Raw genomic sequence first — 24,667 nt, forward strand, 5'->3', positions numbered from 1 at the left:
CGGTGTTGTCGAGAATGACGAACTTCATACGAAGAGTTCGTGAAAAAAAATAAGAAAGGGTTTAGGATGAATTCGAACGCGCTTGCTTCTGCGCAGTCATAGAAGGCAGGCACGTCTTCAGACTCAGGCGAGGGAGGTAGCATGGATATTTACAGCAGCTTCGCGAACCGCTTCGAAAAAACGCGAGAGGAAGAGTTCTCGCTGGAGGAGTACCTCGCGCTCTGCAAGAACGATCCGTCAGCGTACGCCACGGCTGGCGAACGCATGCTGGCTGCAATCGGGGAACCCGAACAAATCGATACCCGCATCGACCCGCGCCTGTCGCGGATCTTCGCGAACAAGGTTATCAAGGTCTATCCCGCGTTCCGTGAATTCTACGGAATGGAGGAAGTGATCGAGCAGGTGGTCGCGTACTTCCGCCACGCTGCGCAAGGGCTCGAAGAGAAGAAGCAGATTCTCTACCTGCTCGGCCCGGTGGGCGGCGGCAAGTCGTCGATCGCCGAGCGCCTGAAGCAGCTGATGGAGCGCGTGCCGTTCTATGCGCTGAAGGGTTCGCCCGTCAACGAATCGCCGCTCGGGCTGTTCGACTACGACGAAGACGGCCCGATCCTCGAAGAGCAGTACGGCATTCCGCGCCGCTACCTGAAGAGCATCCTGAGTCCGTGGGCCGTCAAGCGCCTGCACGAATACAACGGCGATATCCGCCAGTTCCGCGTGGTACGCCGCTTTCCGTCGATCCTGCGGCAGATCGGCATCGCGAAGACGGAACCTGGCGACGAGAACAACCAGGACATCTCGTCGCTCGTCGGCAAGGTCGACATCCGCAAGCTCGAACAGTATGCGCAGGACGACGCCGATGCGTACAGCTACTCGGGCGGCCTGTGCCTGGCGAACCAGGGCCTGCTCGAATTCGTCGAAATGTTCAAGGCGCCGATCAAGGTGCTGCACCCGTTGCTGACCGCGACGCAGGAAGGCAACTTCAAGGGCACCGAAGGATTCGGCGCGATTCCGTTCGACGGCGTGATCCTCGCGCACTCGAACGAATCGGAATGGAAGGCCTTCCGCAACAACCGCAACAACGAGGCACTGCTCGACCGGATCTTCGTCGTGAAGGTGCCGTACTGCCTGCGCGTGTCGGAAGAGATCAAGATCTACGAGAAGCTGATCCGCAACTCGTCGCTGGCCGAGGCCGTGTGCGCGCCGGGCACGCTGAAGATGATGTCGCAGTTCTCGGTGCTGTCGCGCCTGCATGAGCCGGAGAATTCGAGCCTGTTCTCGAAGATGCAGGTGTATGACGGCGAAAACCTGAAGGACACCGATCCGAAAGCGAAGTCGTACCAGGAGTATCGCGACTACGCGGGCGTGGACGAAGGAATGACCGGCGTGTCGACGCGCTTCGCGTTCAAGATCCTGTCGCGCGTGTTCAACTTCGACTCGAGCGAGGTCGCGGCCAACCCCGTGCACCTGATGTACGTGCTCGAACAGCAGATCGAACGCGAGCAGTTCCCGCCGGAGACCGAGCAGAAGTACCTGTCGTTCGTGAAGGACGTGCTCGCGTCGCGCTACGCGGAGTTCATCGGCAAGGAGATCCAGACGGCTTACCTCGAGTCGTATTCGGAGTACGGGCAGAACATCTTCGACCGCTACGTCACGTATGCGGACTTCTGGATCCAGGACCAGGAATTCCGCGATCACGACACGGGCGAGAGCTTCGACCGCGCCGCGCTGAATGCGGAACTGGAGAAGATCGAGAAGCCGGCGGGGATCAGCAATCCGAAGGATTTCCGCAACGAGATCGTGAACTTCGTGTTGCGTGCACGGGCGGCGAACGCCGGGAAGAACCCCGTGTGGACGAGCTACGAGAAGTTGCGCGTCGTGATCGAGAAGAAGATGTTCTCGAATACCGAGGAACTGTTGCCGGTCATTTCGTTCAATGCGAAGGGCTCGGCGGAGGAGCAACGCAAGCATGAGGACTTTGTGAACCGGATGGTCGCGAAGGGCTATACGCCGAAGCAGGTGAGGCTGCTTTGCGACTGGTACCTGCGCGTGCGCAAGTCGTCATGACGCGGCGCGGTACCGCGCCCGTGCGGCGAGTCCGTACGGGCGCTTTCAGAGGCGCCGCCCGCATGACGGCAGACGGCATGCGCGGCGAGTGCCCCGGCAGATCGACTTTCGAGCGGGAGACCGGGAGTGCTTCATCAAATCATCGACCGCAGGCTGGCCGGCAAGAACAAGAGCATCGCCAACCGCGAACGCTTTCTGCGTCGCGTCAAGAACTACATTCGTCGTGCCGTGTCCGACGCGGTGCGCGACCGTAGCATCAAGGATATCCAGAGCACGCAAAGCATCACGATTCCGCGCAAGGACATCGCCGAGCCGAATTTCCGGCACGCGCCGGGCGGGCGTCGCGAATACGTGCACCCGGGCAACGAGGACTACGTGCGCGGCGACAAGATTCCGCGTCCGCAGGGCGGCTCGGGCGGCGGCGGCAGTCAGGCGAGCAACGAAGGCGAAGGGCAGGACGACTTCGTGTTCGAGTTGTCCCGCGACGAATTCATGCAGTACTTCTTCGACGACCTCGAACTGCCGCGCCTCGTGAAGACGCACCTGCTGACGGTGCCGAGCTGGAAGAACGTGCGCGCGGGCTGGTCGGCGGAAGGCACGCCGAACAACATCGACGTCGTGCGCTCGCTGCGCAGCGCGCTCGGGCGACGCATCGCGCTCGGTTCGCCGCTCGTCAACGAGCTGCGCGAACTCGAAGCGCGGCTCGAGGTGATGAAGCTCGATCCGGAAGACCGTCGCGAGGATATCGCGACGCTCGAGGCCGAGATCCATCATCTGAAGGGGCGCATCTGGCGGATCCCGTTCATCGATCCGTTCGACCTGCGCTACATCAACCGCGTGAAGCAGCCGCAACCGTCGAGCCAGGCCGTGATGTTCTGCCTGATGGACGTGTCGGGCTCGATGGACGAGCAGCGCAAGGATCTCGCGAAACGCTTCTTCATCCTGCTGTACCTGTTCCTGAAGCGCAACTACGAGCGCATCGAAGTCGTGTTCATCCGTCACCACACGCGCGCCGAGGAGGTCGACGAGGACACCTTCTTCCATTCGACCGAAAGCGGCGGCACCGTCGTGTCGAGCGCGCTCGAGCTGATGCGCAAGGTGATGAACGAGCGTTACTCGCCGACCGAGTGGAACATCTACGGCGCGCAGGCGTCCGACGGCGACAACTGGACTGACGATTCGCCGAAGTGTCGCAAAATCCTGGAAGAGGATATCCTCACCAAGACGCGTTACTTCGCGTATATCCAGGTCGCCCCGGAAGAGCAGAACCTGTGGCTGGAGTACGCACAGCTGGCGCTGTCGCAACCGCACCTCGCGATGAAGAAAGTCGAATCGGCTGCCGATATTTACCCGGTATTTCGCGAATTGTTCGAAAAGCAGGTGGAAATGTCATGACGACCCGCCATCTGCACAACGAGTCGCGCGGCTATGCGCCGCGCCCTTCCGGCGACGACACGGCCGGCCCTGCCGCATCGCAGCAAAGCGGCCGGACCGAACCGGCGGCGCCGGCCGCCGACTTGCCCGGTGCCGGGCAGAAGGAAGCGCGTATGAACGTTGCCGAACGCAAGCCGCTGCCGTGCCCGTCCGACTGGACGTTCGAGCTGCTCGAGGAATACGACACGCACATCTCGCAGGTCGCCGAGCAGTACGAGCTCGACATCTATCCGATCCAGCTCGAGCTGATCAGCGCCGAGCAGATGATGGATGCGTACGCGTCGGTCGGGATGCCGGTCAACTATCGCCACTGGTCGTTCGGCAAGCACTTCCTCGCGACCGAGAAAAGCTATCGCCGCGGCCAGATGGGCCTCGCGTACGAAATCGTCATCAACTCGAATCCCTGCATCGCGTATCTGATGGAAGAGAACACGATGACGATGCAGGCGCTCGTCATCGCGCACGCGGCGTACGGGCACAACTCCTTCTTCAAGGGCAACTACCTGTTCCGGCTGTGGACCGACGCGCACGCGATCATCGACTATCTCGTGTACGCGAAGAACTACGTCGCCGAATGCGAGGAGCGCTACGGCCTCGATCGCGTCGAGGAACTGCTCGATTCGTGCCATGCGCTGATGAACTACGGCGTCGACCGCTACAAGCGGCCGCAGAAGCCGTCGTTGTCGAAGGAGGCCGCGCTGCGGCGCGAGCGCGAGGCGTATCTGCAGTCGCAGGTCAACGAGCTGTGGCGCACGCTGCCGGGCAAGAAGCCCGAGCAGATGGAGGAGCAGGAAGGACGCTATCCGCCTGAGCCGCAGGAGAACCTGCTGTATTTCGCGGAGAAGAACGCGCCGCTGCTCGAGCCGTGGGAGCGGGAAGTGATCCGCATCGTGCGCAAGATCGGCCAGTACTTCTATCCGCAGCGGCAGACGCAGGTGATGAACGAAGGCTGGGCGACGTTCTGGCACTACACGCTGCTGAATACGCTGTACAACCAGGGCAAGCTGGAAGACGGCTTCATGATGGAGTTCCTGCACTCGCACAGCAACGTGGTCTACCAGCCGCCCGTCACGAAGCCGTACTACAGCGGGATCAACCCGTATGCGCTCGGCTTCTCGATGATGAGTGACATCCGCCGGATCTGCGAGGCGCCGACGGAAGAGGACTACAAGTGGTTTCCGGAGATCGCGGGCACCCCGTGGCTGCCGGCGATGCACTACGCGATGCGCAACTTCAAGGACGAGAGCTTCATCGCGCAGTACCTGTCGCCGAACCTGATCCGCGAGATGCGGCTGTTCTCGGTGCTCGACGACGACATGCGCGATTCGCTCGAGGTGTCGGCGATCCACGACGAGTCCGGCTACCAGTACGTGCGGCAGGCGTTGTCGCGGCAGTACGACATCCATCACCGCGAGCCGAACATCCAGGTGTGGGCCGTGAACACACGCGGCGACCGCAGCCTCACGCTGCGCCATTTCATGACCGACAACCGCCATCTGTCGAACGACAGCGAGGAAGTGCTCAAGCACATGGCGCGGCTCTGGCAGTTCGACGTGTTCCTGGAAAGCGTCGACGAGGCCGGGACCGTGCGCAAGCGCTACGAGTGCCGCTACGTGCCGCCGGAGGTGCGCGTCTGACGATCGCCCGAGAACAGTTTGCACCGGACGCCAGCCTGAGGGCTGGCGTTTTCATATGACGAACGCGTACCGGGAGAAAAATTTTCTACATCCGGACGAACCCGGAAAGCCCGTTACTTTACATTTCGCTAAAATCCCGTAGCGCCGTGCCGCCGGAACCGGTGCCACGTGCGACCGTACGCGACGGCCCGCGAGCCGTCTCGCCCAGAAAGCACTAAAAGGAACAGACCAACCCATGGACGTCCAGACCGACCAAGCTGCGCTGTCCGCGCATGACACCCGGCGGCGCGTGTTCGCCATCGTCGGCGCCTCGTCGGGCAACCTCGTCGAGTGGTTCGACTTCTACATCTACTCGTTCTGCGCGCTGTACTTCGCACCGGCGTTCTTCCCGAGCGGCAACACGACCACGCAGCTGCTGAACACGGCCGGCGTGTTCGCGGCCGGCTTCCTGATGCGTCCGATCGGCGGCTGGCTGTTCGGCCGCATCGCCGACCGTCACGGCCGTCGCACGGCGATGATGATCTCGGTGCTGATGATGTGCGGCGGCTCGCTCGTGATCGCGGTGCTGCCGACCTATGCGCAGATCGGCGCGCTGGCGCCGGCGCTGCTGCTGGTCGCGCGCCTGTTCCAGGGGCTGTCGGTGGGCGGCGAATACGGGACGAGCGCAACCTACATGAGCGAAGTCGCGCTGAAGGGGCGGCGCGGTTTCTTCGCGTCGTTCCAGTACGTGACGCTGATCGGCGGCCAGCTGTGCGCGCTGCTGGTGCTCGTGATCCTGCAGCAGGCGCTGTCGAACGACGAGCTGAAGGCGTGGGGCTGGCGCATTCCGTTCGTCTGCGGGGCGGCGGCCGCGCTGATCTCGCTGTACCTGCGCAAATCGCTCGACGAGACGTCGACGAGCGCATCGCGTGACAAGAAGGACGCGGGCACGATCCGCGGCGTGTGGCAGCACAAGGGCGCCTTCTTCACGGTGGTCGGTTTCACGGCCGGCGGCTCGCTGATCTTCTACACCTTCACGACGTACATGCAGAAATACCTCGTGAACACGGCCGGCATGCATGCGAAGACGGCCAGCAACGTGATGACCGTCGCGCTGCTCGTCTACATGCTGATCCAGCCGGTGTTCGGCGCGCTGTCCGACAAGATCGGCCGCCGCACGTCGATGATCCTGTTCGGCACGTTCGCGGTGATCGGCACGGTGCCGCTGATGCACGCGCTGAAGACCGTCACGAGCCCGACGGCCGCGTTCGTGCTGATCACGATCGCGCTGGCGATTGTCAGCTTCTACACGTCGATCAGCGGCCTCATCAAGGCCGAGATGTTCCCGCCCGAAGTGCGCGCGATGGGCGTCGGCCTGTCGTATGCGGTCGCGAACGCGATCTTCGGCGGCTCGGCCGAGTACGTCGCGCTGTGGTTCAAGTCGATCGGCAGCGAGGAAACCTTCTACTGGTACGTGACGGTGCTGTGCGCGATCTCGCTGATCGTGTCGTGGCGGATGCGCGATCCGAGCAAGGAAGGGTACCTGCGTCACGAACCGTGATCGGCAGGGCAGCCCGCCGGGTTGCCCGCATCGACCGGCAACGTGCAACAGGACGGCGCTCCGCCATGCAGGCGGAGCGCCGTTTTTTATGCGTGGCGTTTTCGCATGCGCGCGTGCAAGCTCATCGCGGGGCGCACGATATCGATATCGGAATCGCTTCGTTGTCCGCAGCGGACGATGCGCTTATTCTGAACGCGTAGTTCGTGTGACACCTCCTTGACTGGGATTCGCGCCCGCTGCGTGCAGCGGGCGTTTTTTTGTGCGCATGCGCCGCATGCAGCCGCTGCAAGCCTCATCACGAAACCCGCAGAGCAAAGCACCATTTGTTGGTTCGGAATCGCCGCACGCGCTGATACGTTAGCGGCTTCGCGACGACACACAGCGTCGCGATGTTCCTCGAACCGGCCGCCGCGCGATCCGCGCCGGCCTTCATAACAAATCAGGTCGTGCTCATGAAATTCCACACTCTCGCTACGTGGCTCGTCGGGGCCGCACTCGTTACGGCCGGCACGGTCGCGCACGCGGACCGCCTCGACGACATCAAGAAGGCCGGCGTGCTGCGCGTCGCGACCTTCGACAGCAATCCGCCGTTCGGCTATGTCGACGGCAAGAGCAATCACATCGTCGGCCTCGACGTCGACTATGCGAAGGCGCTGGCCGACAAGCTCGGCGTGAAGCTGCAGCTGCAGCCGACCAATCCCGCGAACCGCATTCCGTTCCTGACCTCCGGCAAGGTCGACCTGGTGCTCGCGAACTTCACGATCACCGACGAGCGCGCGAAGCAGGTCGACTTCAGCATCCCGTATTTCTCGTCGGGCCAGCAGTTTCTCGCGAAGAAGGGCGTGCTGAAATCGGCCGACCAGCTGAACGGCTTGCGCGTCGGCGCGGACAAGGGCACGACGAACGAGATCACGCTGCGCGAGAAATTCCCGAAGGCGACGATCGTCGCGTACGACGACACGCCGTTCGCGTTCGCCGCGCTGCGCGCCGGCAACGTGCAGGCGATCACGCAGGACGGCCCGAAGCTGATCGGCCTGCTCGCGAACGTGCCCGACAAGCAGAACTACGAGATCCCGGCATTCACGATCTCGAACGACTACATGGGCGTCGGCGTGCCGAAGGGCGAGACGCGCCTGCTCGGCTTCGTGAACGACACGCTGAAGGGGCTCGAGGCGAATGGCCGCGCGGGCCAGATCTACGACGCGTGGTTCGGTCCGACGACGAAGACGCCGCTCACGCGCATCTTCCGCATCGGCGACAAGACCTGAGGCGCATGCAGGGCGCGCCGCGTTCCGCCATCGGTCGTGCCGGTGCGCGGGAATCGCGGCGCTTTCCGTTTCTCTTGATCGCTTGCTTCGCGCCCGCACCACCATGCTCGGCTTGGTTCCCAAATATCTGTCCTGGCTTTGGCAGGGCTTCCTGCTGACGCTCGGCCTCGCGGCCGCGTCGGCGCTCGCCGCGACGGTCGGCGGACTGCTGCTCGCCGTCATGCGGCATGCGCGCGGCACGGCGCCGCGCACGCTCGCGGCCGGCTATGTCGTCGCATTCCGCAACACGCCGTTGCTCGTGCAGTTGCTGTTCTGGTATTTCGGCGTCGCGTCGTTGCTGCCCGACACATGGGTCGCGTGGCTGAACGCGCGCCATCAGCTGAGCGCGGGCCCGTTCACGCTCGCATGGCCGTCGTTCGAGTTCGTCGCGGGCTGGTTCGGGTTGAGCGCGTACACGGCCGCGTTCGTCGCCGAGGAATGCGAAGCCGGGCTGCGCGGCGTGCGCCGTGCGCAGCACGATGCGGCCGCGGCGCTCGGCCTCACGCCGATGCAGTCGCTGCGCTACGTCGTGCTGCCGCAGGCCGTGCGCATCGCGCTGCCGCCGTTGTTCGGCCAATACATGAATCTCGTGAAGAACTCGTCGCTCGCGATGGCGATCGGTGTCGCCGAGCTGTCGTACGCGTCGCGGCAGGTCGAGACGGAGACGTTCAAGACCTTTGCCGCCTTCGGTGTCGCGACCGTGCTGTACATCGCCGCGGTGGCCGCGATCGAGGCCGGTGCCTATGCGGCCACGCAATGGCGCGACCGACTCGGGGCGGGGCGTTGACGATGGATCTCTCGCTGCTGCTCGACAACCTGCCGTATCTGCTCGTCGGCGCATTCCCGGATGGTCCGCTCGGCGGCGCCGCGCTGTCGCTCGTGCTGGCGATCGCGTCGGCCATCGCATCGGCGGTGCTGGGCGTGGCGCTCGGCGTCGCGATGGCGCTCGCGCGCGGCCCGCTGCGCGTGCTGCTGCTCGCGTTCATCGGCTTCTTTCGCGCGATTCCGGTGCTGATGCTGATCTTCTGGACGTACTTCCTGATGCCGATGCTGCTGCACATGGACGTGCCGGGACTCGCGACGGTCGTGTGCGCGCTGGCGCTGATCGGCGGCGCGTATCTCGCGCATGCGGTGCATGCGGGCATCGTCGCGGCCGGCGACGGGCAGTGGCAGGCGGGGCTGTCGCTCGGGCTCACGCGCTGGCAGACCGTGCGCTACGTGCTGCTGCCGCAGGCGATCCGGATCATGACGCCGTCGTTTGTCAATCAGTGGGTCGCGCTCGTGAAGGACACGTCGCTCGCGTATATCGTCGGCGTGCCGGAACTGTCGTTCGTCGCGACGCAGGTGAACAACCGGCTGATGGTGTATCCGGCGCCGATCTTCCTGTTCGTCGCGGCGATCTATCTGGTGCTGTGCACGTCGCTCGACGGTGCGGCGCGCTGGTTGCTGTCGCGTCGTCCTCGCGCGGAGCGCATCGCGCGGGCTGCGGCTGAACGCACGGAACCGGTGCGGTGACGGCGTGCGCGCCGCGTGCGATGCATGCGGCGCGTTTCCGGTGATGAAGGTGAGAGCGTGCGGCTATCCGCAGCGGGCCGCGTCGTCGCCGAGCGAGCGGCGACGGGTGTGAAGGTGCTTCAGAACTTCGGTGCTTGAGAACTTCAGCACTTCAGCGCGTCAGCGTCAGCGTCAGGACGCGCTGTAGTGCGTATCGAACACCGAACGCAGCGTCGACGGACCGGTCGCGAAGTCGCCCCACAGCGGGCCGTCGCTCTGCGCGAATGCAAACGGCGTCGTACTGATCGACGCGAGGCGGAAGCGCCATTGCGCCGCTTCCTGGCGGAACGCGGTGAGCTGCATGTCGGACAGCCCCGTCTGCGCGCTCGCGAGCGTGACGAGCGGATCGACCGGGTCGTTCGCGACGCGCACTTCGAAATGCAGGTGCGGACCGGTGGCCGCGCCGGTCATCCCGACCGAGCCGATGCGCTGGCCCTGCCTGACGGTTTCGCCGGTCTTCAGCCCGCGCGCGAACGCGGACAAATGCGCGTAGTAGGTCGAATAACCGTCCGCGTGATCGACGATCACGTAGTGGCCGTAGCCGCCCGGATCGGTGCCGACGAACGACACGACGCCGTCGGCCGCCGCATTGACGGGCGTGCCGGACGGTGCGGCGAGGTCGACGCCGGTATGGAATGCCATCGCCTGCGACAGCGGGTGGACGCGTTCGCCGAAGAACGAGCTGATGCGCGTCCACTTGACTGGCATCGTGAACGCGGCCGCTTCGAGCGGCGCGCCGTCGAGCGTGTAGTACGCGCCGTGGTCGGCGCCCGGCGCGCGGAACCAGATCGCCCCGAACGTGCGGCCCGCGACGCGCAGCTCGAGCGCGGTGAGGTGCGGCGTGCCGTTGTTGGTGTCGTACGCGATGCGGTAGTAGTCGCCGCGCTGCGCGCCGGCGCGCAACGCGACCTTCCCGGTGACGAGATCGCCGAGCTGGATGCGCACTTCGGGCGGCACGTCGAGACGGTTCAGCGTATCGGACAGCGTGAGTTCGATGTCGCCCGCGCGCATTCCGTGCTGCTGCTCGGGCGGCGCGAGCTGGAACAGGCTCGTATAGCCGAGCATGTCGTTGCGGTGCGCGCTGAGCGGCGCGAACAGGCCCGGCTGCAGGTTGCGGTCGGTGCGTTCATCGCGTTCGTTGCGCTCGCCGATCGTGCGCGCGAGTTCGCTCGTCACGAAATGCTGCGCGGTGGGAAACGGCGTGTCGGACAGCACGCGCTGCGGCAGCGCGGCCGTGCCCGAATCGACGGCGCCCGGCAGTTGCGAGACGGCCGGCAGCGCGGCGGCGAGACCGAAGGCGGCGAGGGCGCCGAGCACGGCGGCCGGCACGAGCGCGCGCACGAGGCGCTGCGCGCGCCCGGGCGCGAAAGCATCAGGAATTGCGGCAGGCTTGACCAAAGGTGTCCACATCCAGGAAAAGCGGTTCAAAGAGGTGTGGGCGTGAACCATCGGCGGCAGATCCGTCGGGTGACGACGGGGCGGGCGACGGGCGTGCAACAAAACAGGCCCCGCCAGGGGCCTGTGTCGTTTCCGTTCGACCCAACTCGCGGGCAGGCCCGCTTCGAACGGCGGCGTGACCTTTCCGGGTCGAACCCGGTTTATCACGAAGACGCTAAAGAAAGATGACAGCGTCAGTCTACCGATGTTCCGCGAAACGTTAAAAATTTTAAAGAGGGTCGGCTCATTCGTTTCGCACTGCGGTAAATCGGGTTAAATCAGCATTTATTGCGCGGCTTTTCGTCAGACAGGAAATTTTTGCGCGCGCACGCGCAGCGCGGCGGATGTCCTGACCGCGTCGAAGCCGGCGTCGAGCATCGCTTCCGCGTCGTTCCACAGATTGCCGCGCAAGCGGTTGGTCCAGATCATCGATGCGAACACGCCTTCGAGCAGCGACACGAGATGGACGGCCGCGAGATGCACGTCGAGATCGGCGGCCAGTTCGCCGGCCGCGATCGCGCGGCGCAGCAGCGCCTTGGTGATGCGCAGCATCTGCAGCTCGAGCAGCATGCGGCGGCGCTGCAACGCGCCGTTCTCCTCGCTCTGCTCGCATTTCGTATAGAGGATCACGAGCACGCGCTGCATCGCGCCCGGCTCGCCGCATTGCCGCAGGTAATGCGACGCCGCGCGGCGCAGCGTGGCGAACGCGGGCAGGCTGTCCACCGCGTCGAACCCTTCCGACGTACGTGCGAATGCGCGGTCGCACATCGCGAGACACACTTCCATCTTGTTGCGGTAATGGCCGTACACGGCGCCCCGCGACATTCCGGCGGCCTCGGCGAGGTCCGCCATCGCGGTTTGCGCGACGCCTTTTTCGAGCAGCACGAGCTCGGCGGCGTCGAGGATCCGGTGCTTGATGGCGAGCGATTCTTCCCGGGTCTTGCGGGCCATGTCGTGAATTTCCTTACAGTTCGCTGTCGTTTTATTGAGACAGTATGGCGGCCGGATTGCAACCGCCTGTATTTAATCAGTCGTGACTGATTATAATCGGCCACCCTGAGCCGCCGCATTGTATGGCGGCGAACGATCCGAGGTCAGCACATGAATAACAAACGCTCCCTGGGGCGCCGCCTGCGGCTGGCGTCGTTTGCGCTCGCGGCCGCGCTGGCCGCGACCGGCTGCGGAAAGGGCGAACGGGACAAGGCGCCGGAGGCCATTCAGAACGCGACGGTCGTGACGGTGCGTCCGACGGCCGTGCCGATGACCGTCGAATTGCCGGGCCGGCTCGACGCATATCGGCAGGCGGAAGTGCGCGCGCGGGTCGCGGGCATCGTCACCGCGCGGACTTACGAGGAAGGCCAGGAAGTGAAGCAGGGCGCGGTGCTGTTCCGCATCGACCCCGCACCGCTGAAGGCCGCGCGCGACGCCGCGAGAGGGGCGCTCGCGAAGGCGCAGGCCGCCGCGCTCGCGGCGAGCGACAAGCGCCGCCGTTACGACGACCTGGTGCGCGACCGCGCGGTCAGCGAGCGCGATCACACCGAGGCCGTCGCGGGCGACACGCAGGCGAAGGCCGACGTCGCGTCCGCGCAGGCCGAGCTCGCCCGCGCGCAACTGCAGCTCGACTATGCGACCGTCACCGCGCCGATTTCGGGCCGCGCCCGGCGCGCGCTCGTGACCGAAGGCGCGCTCGTCGGCCAGGACCAGGCGACGCCGCTCACGACCGTCGAGCAGCTCGACCCGATCTACGTGAATTTCTCGCAGCCGGCGGCCGACGTCGACGCACTGCGCCGCGCGGTGAAGAGCGGGCGCGCGACGGGCATCGCGCAGCACGACGTCACGGTGACGCTGCTGCGCGCCGACGGCACCGCGTATCCGCTGAAGGGCAAGCTGCTGTTCAGCGATCTCGCGGTCGATCCGACCACCGATACCGTCGCGATGCGCGCGCTGTTCCCGAATCCCGAACGCGAACTGCTGCCGGGCGCGTATGTGCGGATCGCGCTCGACGCGGCCGTCGACCAGCGCGCGATCCTCGTGCCGCGCGATGCGCTGCTGCGCACGGCCGATCGCACGTCGGTGCGCGTGGTCGGCGAGAACGGCAAGGTGAAGGACGTCGAAGTCGCCGCCGACCGGATGAGCGGCCGCGACTGGCGCATCACGCGCGGTCTCGCGGGCGGCGAGCGCGTGATCGTCGACAACGCCGCGCAGTTCGCGCCCGACACCGCCGTCAAGCCCGTCGAGCAGGCCTCGCCGAAGGCCGCATCACCGGCGGCCGCCCGTCAAACCTGACCGGTTCACATAGACCAACATGGCACGTTTCTTCATCGATCGCCCCGTCTTCGCGTGGGTGATCGCACTCTTCATCATGCTCGGCGGCGTGTTCGCGATTCGCGCGCTGCCCGTCGCGCAGTATCCGGACATCGCGCCGCCCGTCGTCAGCATCTATGCGACGTATCCGGGTGCGTCCGCGCAGGTCGTCGAGGAATCGGTGACCGCGCTGATCGAGCGCGAGATGAACGGCGCGCCGGGGCTGCTATATACGTCCGCGACGAGCAGCGCCGGGATGGCGTCGCTCTATCTGACGTTCAAGCAGGGCGTCAATGCCGATCTCGCGGCCGTCGAAGTGCAGAACCGGCTGAAGACGGTCGAGGCGCGGCTGCCCGAACCCGTGCGGCGCGACGGCATCCAGGTCGAGAAGGCCGCGGACAACATCCAGCTCGTCGTGTCGCTGACCTCCGACGACGGCCGGATGAGCGACGTGCAGCTCGGCGAATACGCGTCGGCGAACGTCGTGCAGGCGCTGCGCCGCGTCGACGGCGTCGGCCGGGTGCAGTTCTGGGGCGCCGAATATGCGATGCGGATCTGGCCCGACCCGGTGAAGCTGGCCGGGCACGGCCTCACCGCGTCGGACATCGCGTCGGCCGTGCGCGCGCACAACGCGCGCGTGACGGTCGGCGACATTGGCCGCAGCGCGGTGCCGGACAGCGCACCGATCGCGGCGACGGTGTTCGCCGACGCGCCGCTGAAGACGCCGGCCGACTTCGGCGCGATCGCGCTGCGCACGCAGCCGGACGGCGCCGCGCTCTACCTGCGCGACGTCGCGCGCATCGAATTCGGCGGCAACGACTACAACTATCCGTCGTACGTGAACGGCAAGGTCGCCACGGGCATGGGCATCAAGCTCGCGCCGGGCTCGAACGCGGTGGCCACCGAGCAGCGCGTGCGCGCGGCGATGGACACGCTGTCCGCCTACTTCCCGCCGGGCGTGAAATACCAGATCCCGTACGAGACGTCGTCGTTCGTGCGCGTGTCGATGAACAAGGTCGTCACGACGCTCGTCGAGGCCGGCGTGCTGGTGTTCCTCGTGATGTTCCTGTTCATGCAGAACCTGCGCGCGACGCTGATCCCCACGCTCGTCGTGCCGGTCGCGCTCGCGGGCACGTTCGGCGTGATGCATGCGGCCGGCTTCTCGATCAACGTGCTGACGATGTTCGGGATGGTGCTCGCGATCGGCATCCTCGTCGACGATGCGATCGTCGTCGTCGAGAACGTCGAGCGGCTGATGGTCGAGGAAGGGCTCGGCCCCTACGACGCGACCGTCAAGGCGATGCAGCAGATCAGCGGCGCGATCGTCGGCATCACGGTCGTGCTGACGTCGGTGTTCGTGCCGATGGCGTTCTTCGGCGGCGCGGTGGGCAACATCTACCGCCAGTTCGCGCTGGCGCTCGCGGTCTCGATCGGCTTCTCGGCGTTTCTCGCGCTGTCGCTGACGCCCGCGTTGTGCGCGACGCTGCTCAAGCCGGTGTCCGGCGACCATCACGAGAAGCGCGGTTTCTTCGGCGGGTTCAACCGCTTCGTCGCGCGCTCGACGCAGCGCTATGCGACGCGCGTCGGCGCGATGCTGAACAAGCCGCTGCGCTGGCTGGTCGTGTACGGTGCGCTGACCGCGGCGGCCGCGCTGATGCTCACGCAACTGCCGAGCGCGTTCCTGCCCGACGAGGACCAGGGCAACTTCATGGTGATGGTGATCCGCCCGCAAGGCACGCCGCTCGCGGAAACGATGCAGAGCGTGCGCGAGGTCGAATCGTACATTCGTCGCGACGAGCCGGCCGCGTACACGTTCGCGCTCGGCGGTTTCAACCTGTACGGCGAGGGGCCGAACGGCGGGATGATCTTCGTCACGCTGAAGAACTGGAAGGAGCGCAAGGCCGGGCGCGATCACGTGCAGGCGATCGTCGCGCGCATCAACGCGCGCTTCGCGGGCACGGCGAACACCACGGTGTTCGCGATGAACTCGCCGGCGCTGCCCGATCTCGGTTCGACGGGCGGCTTCGACTTCCGGCTGCAGAACCGCGGTGGGCTCGACCATGCGGCGTTCAGCGCCGCGCGCGAGCAGCTGCTCGCGGCGGGCGGCAAGGATCCGGCGCTCACCGACCTGATGTTCGCCGGCACGCAGGACGCGCCGCAGCTCAAGCTCGACATCGACCGCGCGAAGGCGTCGGCGCTCGGCGTGTCGATGGACGAGATCAACACGACGCTCGCGGTGATGTTCGGCTCCGACTATATCGGCGACTTCATGCACGGCACGCAGGTGCGCCGCGTGATCGTGCAGGCCGACGGGCGGCACCGGCTCGATCCGGACGACGTGCAGAAGCTGCGCGTGCGCAACGCGCGCGGCGAGATGGTGCCGCTCGCGGCGTTCGCGACGCTGCACTGGACGCTCGGGCCGCCGCAGCTCACGCGCTACAACGGCTATCCGTCGTTCACGATCAACGGCTCGGCCGCGCCGGGGCACAGCAGCGGCGAAGCGATGGCCGCGATCGAGCGGCTCGCCGCGAAACTGCCGGCAGGCATCGGCTACGCGTGGTCGGGGCAGTCGTTCGAGGAGCGGCTGTCGGGCGCACAGGCGCCGATGCTGTTCGCGCTGTCGGTGCTCGTCGTGTTTCTCGCGCTCGCGGCGCTGTACGAGAGCTGGTCGATCCCGTTCGCGGTGATGCTGGTCGTGCCGCTCGGCGTGATCGGCGCGGTGCTCGGCGTCACGCTGCGCGCGATGCCGAACGACATCTATTTCAAGGTGGGGCTGATCGCGACGATCGGGTTGTCCGCGAAGAACGCGATCCTGATCGTCGAAGTCGCGAAGGACCTGGTCGCGCAGCGCATGTCGCTCGTCGACGCGGCGCTCGAGGCCGCGCGCCTGCGGCTGCGGCCGATCGTGATGACGTCGCTCGCATTCGGCGTCGGCGTGCTGCCGCTCGCGTTCGCATCGGGCGCCGCGTCCGGCGCGCAGATGGCGATCGGCACCGGCGTGCTCGGCGGCGTGATCACGGCGACGGTGCTCGCGGTATTCCTCGTCCCGCTGTTTTTCGTGATCGTCGGCCGCCTGCTCGACGTCGGCCCGCGCCGGCGCGGCGGGTCGCGGCCGGCGACGATGGAGGGTGCGCAATGACGTTTCACCTGAAGGCGCGCGCGACGTCGCGGGCCCCGGTCGCGCTGGCCGCTGCACTCGCGTTCGCGCTCGCCGGCTGCTCGCTCGCGCCGCGCTACGAGCGGCCGGCGGCGCCGGTGCCGGCCAGCTATGCGCCGGTCTACGGCGGCACGCAGCCGGCGTCGGTCGCGGCGCCTGTCGATGCCGCGCTGCTCGACGACTGGCGCGCGTATTTCACCGACCCGGCGCTGCAGGCCTGGATCGACGCGGCGCTCGCGAATAATCGCGACCTGCGGATCGCGGCCGGCCGGCTCGACGAAGCGCGCGCGCTGTACGGCGTGCAGCGCGCGGACCGGATGCCGTCGCTCGACGCGAACCTCGGCTACGAGCGCACGCGCCAGTACGACCCGGTCGTGCGCGAGAGCGCGGTGAGCGGGCTGTATCGCGCGGGCGTGGGTATCAGCGCGTACGAGCTCGACCTGTTCGGCCGCGTGCGCAATCTGTCGGATGCAGCGCTCGCCGAGTATTTCGCGACGGCCGACGCGCAGCGCACGGTGCGCATCGGCGTGATTGCCGAAGTCGCCGGCGCGTACGTTTCCGAACGGTCGTTGCACGCGCAACTGGCGCTGGCGCAGCACACCCTCGACGCGCGCGAGCGCATCGCCGCGCTCACGCAGCGCCGCTATGCGGCCGGCACGAGCGATGCGATCGAGCTGCGCTCGGCCGAGATGCTGGTCGCGTCCGCACGTGCGTCGCAGGCCGCGCTCCAGCGCGAACACGCGCAGTCGGTGCGCGCGCTGCAATTGCTTGCCGGCGATTTCGCGCGCACGGTGCCGGCCGACGGCACCGCGCTCGACGCGCTCGCGATCGCGCCGGTGGCGCCCGGCGCGCCGAGCGCGCTGCTCGGGCGGCGGCCGGACATCCGGCAGGCCGAGTCGCGGCTCAAGGCCGCGAACGCGCAGATCGGCGCCGCGCGCGCCGCATTCTTCCCGCGCGTCGCGCTGACGACCGACTACGGCTCGGTCAGCGACGCGTTCTCGAGCCTGTTCGCGGGCGGCACGAGCGTGTGGACGTTCGCGCCGCGCATCACGCTGCCGATCTTCGCGGGCGGCCGCAATCGCGCGAATCTCGACGTCGCGACCGCGCGCAAGCACATCGCGGTCGCCGAATACGAGAAGACCGTGCAGACCGCGTTTCGCGAAGTGGCCGACGCGTTCGCCGCGCGCGACTGGATCGATCGCCAGCTTGCCGCGCAGCAGGACGTGTACGCGGCCGACGGCGCGCGGCTGAAGCTCGCCGAGCGTCGTTATGCGGGCGGCGTCGCGACGTATCTCGAACTGCTCGACGCGCAGCGCAGCACGTACGAGTCGGGACAGGAACTGATCCGGCTCAAGGAACTGAGGCTCGCGAATGCGATTGCGCTGTATCGCGCACTGGGCGGCGGCTGGACGCCGGCTTCAGCCGGGGAGGCCGCCGCGTGATTCGCTAGCTGTGCGGGTGGCGATCGCGCATCGCGATGTGTCGTCGCCACCCCGGCCGGTGTGGCGTCCATGCGGCCATCGGCACCGATCGACGATGAACGCATCCGCGCGTCGTCGTCATCCACGTAGTTTCTCCCCGCTGTCGAGCTGAAGCGCGCCTTCAACCCGTCACGCATCCTGGCGACCGATCGCGTCGTCACACGGCCCCGAGCGTGCCGGACTTCCTCCTTTTTCGATTCCATCCAGGGCGCCGAAACGTCGCGTGCGCGTTGTCGCGCAGGTACGCCGAATGTCGTGACGGCGCACGGCATTACATGCGGCTTTTAATCCCGGCTTGACGACTCAATTGATTCTTGTATCGAGAATAATGACGGGTGACGAAATGTCGCGGTAAAACGTTTGTGCGGATTGCGCAATCGTTTGCGCGAGAAGTCCGCAGTACCGAAAATCGGCCGTTAATTTCCGCTCAGTTGAAAATCGATGAATGCATTCGTTGCGGTCGGGCAACGATGGCAGGATCGGACAGAATTTTGGCCTTTTTGATTGGTAATCAGACTAATCCATATCCAGCAAGGAAAGGCGGGGAATAAGCGATCCCGAAAAGGAAATGTCTTTAATTTTCAGTCGGTTCTAGAAAATCAAAAAGGACTGCGGATGAAAATATCGGGATTGAGAATTTCAAGGAAACAGTGGGTTTGAAAGTACGCAAGGCGAAGATTGTCATTTGCGATTTGACAATGCTTTACAGAATTCTTTCATTCATATCTCGATAATGCCGCCTCGTGACGGACGGGAGCCAACCACACGCTGCCTTTTGTATCCGCCACGTCGTCCATTCCCTTTGCAATTCTCACGGAAAACGTCATGAAAAAATCCCTCCTGGCCGCTGTCGCACTCGCAGCCCTGTCCACCTCGGCCTTCGCAGCCGGCACCGGCACGATCAACTTCACGGGCGAGATCGTCGCGGGCGCGTGCGGTATCGACTCGGGTTCGGTCAACCAGACCGTGAACCTCGGCAAGGTGCCGACCCACACGTTCAAGAAGGCCGGCGACAAGTCCGAGCCGGTCAAGTTCGACATCGTCCTGACCGACTGCGACACCAGCATCTCGAAGAACGCGTTCTTCACGTTCACGGGTACGTCGAACGCGGCCCAGCCGAAGCTGCTCGCCACGATCGGCTCGGCAACCAACGTCGGCATCCGCGTACAGGGCGCAACGGGCGAAGACCTCGACAACGGCGTCGAACAGGCCGCTGCAACCCTGCTGCAGAACGGCAACAACACCGTGCGCTTCGCCGCACGCTACGAAGCGACGGCAGCCGACGTGACGCCGGGTACGGCCGACGGCGTCGCGAACTTCACGGTTCGCTACCAGTAAGCGGCCGTCACGGAGGAGGGGTGCGCGCACCCTTTCTCCGGCTTGTCCTCCTGCCCAGCTTTTTCTCGGACTTCCGGTAGCGCCGCGTGCGAATCAGACATTCCTTCCTTTGCGTCTCCGTGCTGGTGGTCGGCAGCCAGAGCCATGCGACGGAATTCAATTCGTCGTTCCTCGACATCGACGGCTCGAACAACGTCGACCTGTCGCAGTTCGCGCAGGCCGACTTCACGCTGCCGGGCGAATACATGCTCGACGTGCAGGTCAACGACCTGTTCTACGGGCTGCAGGCGATCCAGTTCATCGCGCTCGACCCGTCCGGCGCGGGCAAGCCGTGCCTGCCTCCGGAACTCGTCGCGCAGTTCGGGCTGAAGCCGTCGCTCGCGAAGGACCTGCCGCGCTTCCAGGGCGGTCGCTGCGTCGACCTCGGCGCGATCGAGGGCGCCACCGTGCGTTACCTGAAGAGCGACGGTCGGCTCAAGATCACGATTCCGCAGGCCGCGCTCGAATTCACCGATTCGAACTACCTGCCGCCGGCGCGCTGGTCCGAAGGGATTCCGGGCGCGATGCTCGACTATCGCGTGATCGCGAACACGAACCGCAACTTCGGTTCGGGCGGCGAGCAGACGAATTCGATCCAGGCCTACGGAACGATCGGGGCGAACTGGGACGCGTGGCGCTTTCGCGGCGACTACCAGGCGCAGTCGAACGCGGGCAGCAGCGCGTACGCGGATCGCACGTTCCGCTTCAGCCGGCTTTACGCATTTCGTGCGCTGCCGTCGATCCAGTCGACGGTGACGTTCGGCGACGACTACCTGAGTTCGGACATTTTCGACACGTTCGCGCTGACCGGCGCGTCGATCCGCAGCGACGACCGCATGCTGCCGCCTTCGCTGCGCGGCTATGCGCCGCTGATCGCGGGCGTCGCGCGCACCAATGCGACCGTGACCGTCTCGCAGGCGGGCCGCGTGCTGTACGTGACGCGCGTGTCGCCGGGCGCATTCGCGCTGCAGAACATCAACACGAGCGTGCAGGGCACGCTCGACGTCGCGGTCGAGGAAGAAGACGGCAGCGTGCAGCGCTTCCAGGTGACGACGGCCGCCGTGCCGTTTCTCGCGCGCACCGGACAGCTGCGCTACAAGGCCGCGGTCGGCAAGCCGCGGCAGTTCGGTGGCGCCGGCATCACGCCGTTCTTCGGTTTCGGTGAAGCGGCGTACGGCCTGCCGCTGGATTTCACCGTGTACGGCGGCTTCATCGCCGCGTCGGGCTATACGTCGATCGCGCTCGGTGTCGGGCGCGATTTCGGCACGTTCGGCGCAGTCTCGGCCGACGTCACGCATGCGCGTGCGCGCCTGTGGTGGAACGGCGCGACGCGCAACGGCAACTCGTACCGGATCAACTATGCGAAGCATTTCGACACGCTCGATGCCGACGTGCGCTTTTTCGGCTACCGCTTTTCCGAGCGCGAATACACAAACTTCGCGCAGTTCTCGGGCGACCCGACCGCATACGGCCTCGCCAACAGCAAGCAGCGCTATTCGGCGACGCTGTCGAAGCGCTTCGGCGATACGTCGTCCTATTTTTCGTACGACCAGACGACTTACTGGGCGCGCTCGTCCGAGCAGCGCATCGGCCTCACGTTGACGCGTGCGTTCTCGATCGGTGCGCTGCGCAACCTGAACGTCAGCCTGTCGGCGTTCCGGACGCAAAGCGCGGGCACGAGCGGCAACCAGTTCTCGGTGACCGCGACGCTGCCGATCGGCGGTCGTCACACGGTCACGTCGAACCTGACGACAGGCAACGGCAGCACGAGCGCGAACGCGGGCTATATCTACGACGATCCGGACGGCCGCACCTACCAGGTCAACGCGGGCGCGACCGATGGCCGCGCATCGGCGAACGCGAGTTTCCGCCAGCGCACGTCGACCTACCAGTTGACCGCACAGGCGTCGACGGTCGCGAACGCGTATGCGGCCGCGTCGCTCGAGGTCGACGGCTCGCTCGTCGCGACGCAGTACGGGCTGGCCGCACACGCGAACGGCAACGCGGGCGATACGCGCCTCCTGGTCTCGACCGACGGCGTGCGCGACGTGCCGCTGTCCGGCACGCTCACGCACACCGACTCGCGCGGCTATGCGGTGCTCGACGGGATCTCGCCGTACAACGTGTACGACGCGACCGTCAACGTCGAGAAGCTGCCGCTCGAAGTGCAGGTGTCGAACCCGATCCAGCGCATGGTGCTGACCGACGGCGCGATCGGCTTCGTCAGGTTTTCGGCGGCGCGCGGCAGCAACCTGTACCTGACGCTGACCGACGCGGCCGGCAAGCCGCTGCCGTTCGGCGCATCGGTGCAGGACGCGGCGAACGGCAAGGAGCTCGGCATCGTCGGCGAGGGCGGGGCCGCGTTCCTGACCCAGGTTCAGCCGAAATCCGCGCTCGCGGTGCGCGCGGGCGAACGCACGCTGTGCACGGTGGACGTGCTGCCGAACCAGCTTCAACTCGAAGGCACGCCGATTCCGGTGACGTGCCAGGCATCCGGCGAGTCGCACGCAGCGGCCGCACGGATCGAACGATGATTTCACGGATCCAGCGATGAACCACGTTTTCTCCCTTTCCTTCCTGCGACGCGCGTCGTGCATGCTGAGTGCGGCGAGCGCGCTGCTCGCCGGTGTCGCGCACGCGGCGATCGTCCCGGACCGCACCCGCGTGATCTTCAACGAAGGCGAACAGGCCGCGATCGTCACGATCACGAACAAGAGCACGACGTATCCGTATCTCGTGCAGTCGTGGCTCGAGGACGCGAAGGGCAACAAGATCGCGTCGCCGCTGATGGTCGTGCCGCCGCTGCAGCGCATCGAGGCGAACGAGCGCAACGTGCTGCGGATCGCGAAGCTGCCCGGTGCCGCGCTGCCGGCCGACCGCGAATCGGTGTTCTACCTGAACATCCGCGAAGTGCCGCCGAAGTCCGATATACCGAACACGCTGCAGATCGCGCTGCATACGCAGATGAAGCTGTTCTACCGGCCGAAGGCCGTGCAGCCCGCGCGCGACGAGGACTGGACGCTGCCGATGACGCTGCGGGTGGACCCGGCCGCGCACACGCTCGTGTTCGACAACCCGACGCCGTACCACGTGACGGTGGTCGAGGTGACGGCAGGCGCGCAGAAGACGCCGGTGCCGATCGAGCCGGTGATGGTGAGCCCGATGAGCACGGCCGACGTGCCGTTCAAGGCCGCGACGCCGTCGACGCTGTTCGTCACGCATATCGACGATTACGGCGGCCAGGTGGCGGTCGAATACGCGTGCGATGCCGGTGCGTGCAAGAGCGTGAAGCGATGAGCGGCGGGATGCGCGAACGGCAACGGCCGGCAGCATGGCTGCGCTGGCTCGTGCTTGCGTTGCTGGTCGCGGCGGCGCAGCCGGCGTGGGCGCTGCGATGCCTGACGAACAGTGGCGCGACCTCGCTGACCGAGCCGATCGGCGGCGTGGCGTCGTATCCGACCGACGCGCCGGACGGCTACGTGATCTGGGTGTCGCCGGTCCGCACGACGTCGGGGTATTGCTACAAGGATCTCGGCGATGCCGACAGCCTGAAAGTCGTCGACAACATCTATTTCTACGCGAATCCGAACCGCACGAACCCGGCCGCGTGGGGGCTGGAGATCGGCATCCGCTACAAGGGCGTCGACTACTTCGACAAGACGAGCAATCGCGGCGGCGGGGTGTTTACCGGCTATGCGGTGCCGCCGTGCAGCAGGGAAGACTTCGATCGCAGGCGTTGCGAGCAGACCCGCATCAGCATCGACTACCAGGTCGTCGTGCGCAAGAAGGGCAACTGGGTCCAGCCGCCGAGCGATATCTACACGGTGTTCCAGTTCGACGGCGAGTTCGGGCTGAATGCATTCGGCACGAGCTTCCAGTACCGCCTGAGCGGCCTGCGCAACCTCAAGCCGACGCCGTGCTTCGTCGACGTGCTCGTGACGCCCGAACCGGGCATCGTCAACTTCGGACAGGTGCAGGCGGTGGGTAACGGCTTCCTGCCCGCGGTGCCGCGCAAGCCGTTCTCGTTGTCGTTGTCCAAGAAGTGCAACGTCGCGGTGCGCGTCGACGGTTATTTCGAAACGAGCTATCCGCTGCAGAACGGCCTGCTGGTGCCGGCGAAGGACAGCAATTTCGGGATCGGCATCGAGGACAGCAAGGGCAACGCGATTCCGTTCAACCAGCAGTTCACGCTCGCGCAGTTTCCGTCGAACGTGATGAACCAAAGCGTGCGGATGGATGCGGTGCTGAAGTCGTTCGGGCCGCCGAAGATCGGGCGGTTCGATGCGACCGCAACGATCCGGCTGTTCATCTACTGACGCGCGCTGCGTGCGCGGCCGGACGAGCCGCGCGCGCCATGAAAGAAGCGCCGGCATGCCGGCGCGTCTTTGCGGCGCTCCCGACACCGTGCCACACCCACCAGGCGCCGCGGGCCGTTTACGGTGCCATGCCAATTCCTTCCCGCGGAAAGCTTTCCCCACGCCACCGCTCCGCGCCAGCCATCCCGTCCGACAAAAACACGGATCCCGTCAATTAATCAGACAAATCCTGACGATCTGAAGGGGCATTTCGTAATCGTATTGAGAATGATTTGCGTTTACGTTAAATTGCGCTATCTCGAAATCTGACGGAGCAGATCGATGGCAATGGCGGAAGTGCTCGAACGGCCGGCGGCCACAGCGGCGAACCCGTTCCTCGGCAGTTGTCCGGACCTCCCGTCACGTCCCGCACCGCGGGCGCATCGCGGCGCGCAGCCGCGTGCGCAGGGCGCGCTGCTCGACGTGCTGATCGCCCATCGCGCGATGCTCGTCAACGTCGCGCGCGGCTTCGTCGGTTGTGCGAGCCGGGCCGAGGACGTCGTGCACGACGTGTTCGTGAAGCTCGTCGAATTCCCGAACCAGGACGCCGTGCGCCAGCCGGTCGCGTACGTGACGCGGATGGTGCGCAACGCGTCGATCGACGCGTGCCGCCGGCAAAGCCTCGAGAACGTCTATCACACGGAAGAGGACGACGGCTTCGACGTGCCGTCGCCGGAACCGACGCCCGAGGCCGCGCTGCTGACGCGCGACACGCTGCGCCGCGTATGGGCCGCGCTCGACGACCTGCCGGCGCGCAGCCGCGCGGCGTTCGAGATGGTGCGGCTGCGCGAGGAGACGCTGCAGACCGCGGCGCGCGCGCTGAACGTGTCGCAAACCCTCGTGCATTTCATGGTGCGCGACGCGGAGCGGCACTGCGCGGAATGCCTCGACGCATGCCATCGCGGCGTCGCGTGCCCGGTGTTTCTCGGCGGCCGCGCGCGGCGACGGTAAAAAAACGCGCCGGCCAATCGTCTTCAAGACAGGAGCGGCCGATTCAACGGTCCAACGATCCGACGGTCC

The 24,667-nt window shown here is 66.0% G+C and carries 17 protein-coding genes; 15 read left to right on the forward strand and 2 right to left on the reverse strand.

What is annotated here, in order from left to right:
* Positions 1–141 precede the first annotated feature (141 nt).
* From U4Z64_RS23945 to U4Z64_RS23975, 7 genes are all read left to right on the forward strand, one after another.
* Positions 142–2,064 (forward strand): PrkA family serine protein kinase, encoded by a 1,923-nt coding sequence (locus U4Z64_RS23945; RefSeq protein WP_044843599.1) that lies wholly within the window; start codon positions 142–144, stop codon positions 2,062–2,064.
* 126 nt (positions 2,065–2,190) lie between these two features.
* Positions 2,191–3,459: a YeaH/YhbH family protein gene (locus tag U4Z64_RS23950; protein WP_044843598.1), complete on the forward strand. Its 1,269-nt coding sequence runs from the start codon at positions 2,191–2,193 to the stop codon at positions 3,457–3,459.
* Positions 3,456–5,135: a SpoVR family protein gene (locus U4Z64_RS23955; RefSeq protein WP_044843597.1), complete on the forward strand. Its 1,680-nt coding sequence runs from the start codon at positions 3,456–3,458 to the stop codon at positions 5,133–5,135. The genes U4Z64_RS23950 and U4Z64_RS23955 overlap by 4 nt, the downstream gene beginning before the upstream one ends.
* A 235-nt stretch (positions 5,136–5,370) precedes the next feature.
* Positions 5,371–6,675 (forward strand): MFS family transporter, encoded by a 1,305-nt coding sequence (locus tag U4Z64_RS23960; protein ID WP_124485536.1) that lies wholly within the window; start codon positions 5,371–5,373, stop codon positions 6,673–6,675.
* Positions 6,676–7,127: 452 nt separating this feature from the next.
* On the forward strand, positions 7,128–7,943 hold the full coding sequence (locus U4Z64_RS23965) for an ABC transporter substrate-binding protein (protein ID WP_321799658.1): 816 nt from the start codon (positions 7,128–7,130) through the stop codon (positions 7,941–7,943).
* A gap of 103 nt (positions 7,944–8,046) precedes the next feature.
* The gene (locus tag U4Z64_RS23970; RefSeq protein ID WP_321821269.1) at positions 8,047–8,769 is read left to right on the forward strand and encodes an amino acid ABC transporter permease; all 723 of its coding nucleotides are present in this window, start codon (positions 8,047–8,049) and stop codon (positions 8,767–8,769) included.
* Positions 8,770–8,771: 2 nt separating this feature from the next.
* Positions 8,772–9,497, forward strand: coding sequence for an amino acid ABC transporter permease (locus tag U4Z64_RS23975; protein WP_044843594.1), 726 nt, complete (start codon positions 8,772–8,774; stop codon positions 9,495–9,497).
* A gap of 171 nt (positions 9,498–9,668) precedes the next feature.
* On the opposite strand, the gene U4Z64_RS23980 is transcribed toward U4Z64_RS23975, so the two are convergent.
* Both U4Z64_RS23980 and U4Z64_RS23985 read right to left on the reverse strand, forming a co-directional pair.
* Entirely contained in the window at positions 9,669–10,946 is a 1,278-nt protein-coding gene (locus tag U4Z64_RS23980; RefSeq protein WP_321821270.1) for a M23 family metallopeptidase, read from the reverse strand.
* A 330-nt stretch (positions 10,947–11,276) separates the two neighbouring features.
* A complete protein-coding gene (locus U4Z64_RS23985; protein ID WP_124485531.1) occupies positions 11,277–11,924 on the reverse strand; it encodes a TetR family transcriptional regulator in 648 nt (215 codons plus the stop codon).
* Positions 11,925–12,074: 150 nt separating this feature from the next.
* Between U4Z64_RS23985 and U4Z64_RS23990 the strand changes: the two genes are divergently transcribed.
* The 8 genes from U4Z64_RS23990 to U4Z64_RS24025 all read left to right on the forward strand — a co-directional run bounded on the left by U4Z64_RS23990 (position 12,075) and on the right by U4Z64_RS24025 (position 24,598).
* Positions 12,075–13,259, forward strand: coding sequence for a MexX/AxyX family multidrug efflux RND transporter periplasmic adaptor subunit (locus U4Z64_RS23990; RefSeq protein WP_321821271.1), 1,185 nt, complete (start codon positions 12,075–12,077; stop codon positions 13,257–13,259).
* A 19-nt stretch (positions 13,260–13,278) separates the two neighbouring features.
* The gene (locus U4Z64_RS23995; RefSeq protein WP_321821272.1) at positions 13,279–16,416 is read left to right on the forward strand and encodes a multidrug efflux RND transporter permease subunit; all 3,138 of its coding nucleotides are present in this window, start codon (positions 13,279–13,281) and stop codon (positions 16,414–16,416) included.
* Positions 16,413–17,876 carry an efflux transporter outer membrane subunit gene (locus tag U4Z64_RS24000; protein ID WP_321821273.1) on the forward strand — a complete coding sequence of 488 codons (1,464 nt, stop codon included), beginning with the start codon at positions 16,413–16,415 and terminating at the stop codon, positions 17,874–17,876. Before U4Z64_RS23995 ends, U4Z64_RS24000 begins: the two co-directional genes overlap by 4 nt.
* An 864-nt stretch (positions 17,877–18,740) precedes the next feature.
* The gene (locus U4Z64_RS24005; protein ID WP_044843588.1) at positions 18,741–19,253 is read left to right on the forward strand and encodes a fimbrial protein; all 513 of its coding nucleotides are present in this window, start codon (positions 18,741–18,743) and stop codon (positions 19,251–19,253) included.
* A gap of 119 nt (positions 19,254–19,372) precedes the next feature.
* Positions 19,373–21,826 (forward strand): fimbria/pilus outer membrane usher protein, encoded by a 2,454-nt coding sequence (locus U4Z64_RS24010; protein WP_321821329.1) that lies wholly within the window; start codon positions 19,373–19,375, stop codon positions 21,824–21,826.
* A gap of 16 nt (positions 21,827–21,842) precedes the next feature.
* Positions 21,843–22,589: a molecular chaperone gene (locus tag U4Z64_RS24015; RefSeq protein WP_321821274.1), complete on the forward strand. Its 747-nt coding sequence runs from the start codon at positions 21,843–21,845 to the stop codon at positions 22,587–22,589.
* Entirely contained in the window at positions 22,586–23,608 is a 1,023-nt protein-coding gene (locus U4Z64_RS24020; protein WP_321821330.1) for a fimbrial protein, read from the forward strand. The genes U4Z64_RS24015 and U4Z64_RS24020 overlap by 4 nt, the downstream gene beginning before the upstream one ends.
* A 321-nt stretch (positions 23,609–23,929) precedes the next feature.
* On the forward strand, positions 23,930–24,598 hold the full coding sequence (locus U4Z64_RS24025; RefSeq protein WP_321821275.1) for an RNA polymerase factor sigma-70: 669 nt from the start codon (positions 23,930–23,932) through the stop codon (positions 24,596–24,598).
* Positions 24,599–24,667 lie beyond the last annotated feature (69 nt).

Origin of the sequence: Burkholderia sp. BCC1996 (assembly GCF_905339955.1) — a bacterium.
Taxonomy (GTDB): domain Bacteria; phylum Pseudomonadota; class Gammaproteobacteria; order Burkholderiales; family Burkholderiaceae; genus Burkholderia.

Coding starts and splice junctions, on each gene's coding strand:
- U4Z64_RS23970 (WP_321821269.1), top strand. CDS start 8,047: ATGCTCGGCTTGGTTCCCAAATATCTGTCCTGGCTTTGGCAGGGCTTC.
- U4Z64_RS23980 (WP_321821270.1), bottom strand. CDS start 10,946: ATGTGGACACCTTTGGTCAAGCCTGCCGCAATTCCTGATGCTTTCGCG.
- U4Z64_RS24020 (WP_321821330.1), top strand. CDS start 22,586: ATGAGCGGCGGGATGCGCGAACGGCAACGGCCGGCAGCATGGCTGCGC.
- U4Z64_RS24015 (WP_321821274.1), top strand. CDS start 21,843: ATGAACCACGTTTTCTCCCTTTCCTTCCTGCGACGCGCGTCGTGCATG.
- U4Z64_RS24025 (WP_321821275.1), top strand. CDS start 23,930: ATGGCAATGGCGGAAGTGCTCGAACGGCCGGCGGCCACAGCGGCGAAC.
- U4Z64_RS23965 (WP_321799658.1), top strand. CDS start 7,128: ATGAAATTCCACACTCTCGCTACGTGGCTCGTCGGGGCCGCACTCGTT.
- U4Z64_RS23960 (WP_124485536.1), top strand. CDS start 5,371: ATGGACGTCCAGACCGACCAAGCTGCGCTGTCCGCGCATGACACCCGG.
- U4Z64_RS23975 (WP_044843594.1), top strand. CDS start 8,772: ATGGATCTCTCGCTGCTGCTCGACAACCTGCCGTATCTGCTCGTCGGC.
- U4Z64_RS24005 (WP_044843588.1), top strand. CDS start 18,741: ATGAAAAAATCCCTCCTGGCCGCTGTCGCACTCGCAGCCCTGTCCACC.
- U4Z64_RS23955 (WP_044843597.1), top strand. CDS start 3,456: ATGACGACCCGCCATCTGCACAACGAGTCGCGCGGCTATGCGCCGCGC.
- U4Z64_RS23945 (WP_044843599.1), top strand. CDS start 142: ATGGATATTTACAGCAGCTTCGCGAACCGCTTCGAAAAAACGCGAGAG.
- U4Z64_RS23995 (WP_321821272.1), top strand. CDS start 13,279: ATGGCACGTTTCTTCATCGATCGCCCCGTCTTCGCGTGGGTGATCGCA.
- U4Z64_RS23985 (WP_124485531.1), bottom strand. CDS start 11,924: ATGGCCCGCAAGACCCGGGAAGAATCGCTCGCCATCAAGCACCGGATC.
- U4Z64_RS24000 (WP_321821273.1), top strand. CDS start 16,413: ATGACGTTTCACCTGAAGGCGCGCGCGACGTCGCGGGCCCCGGTCGCG.
- U4Z64_RS23990 (WP_321821271.1), top strand. CDS start 12,075: ATGAATAACAAACGCTCCCTGGGGCGCCGCCTGCGGCTGGCGTCGTTT.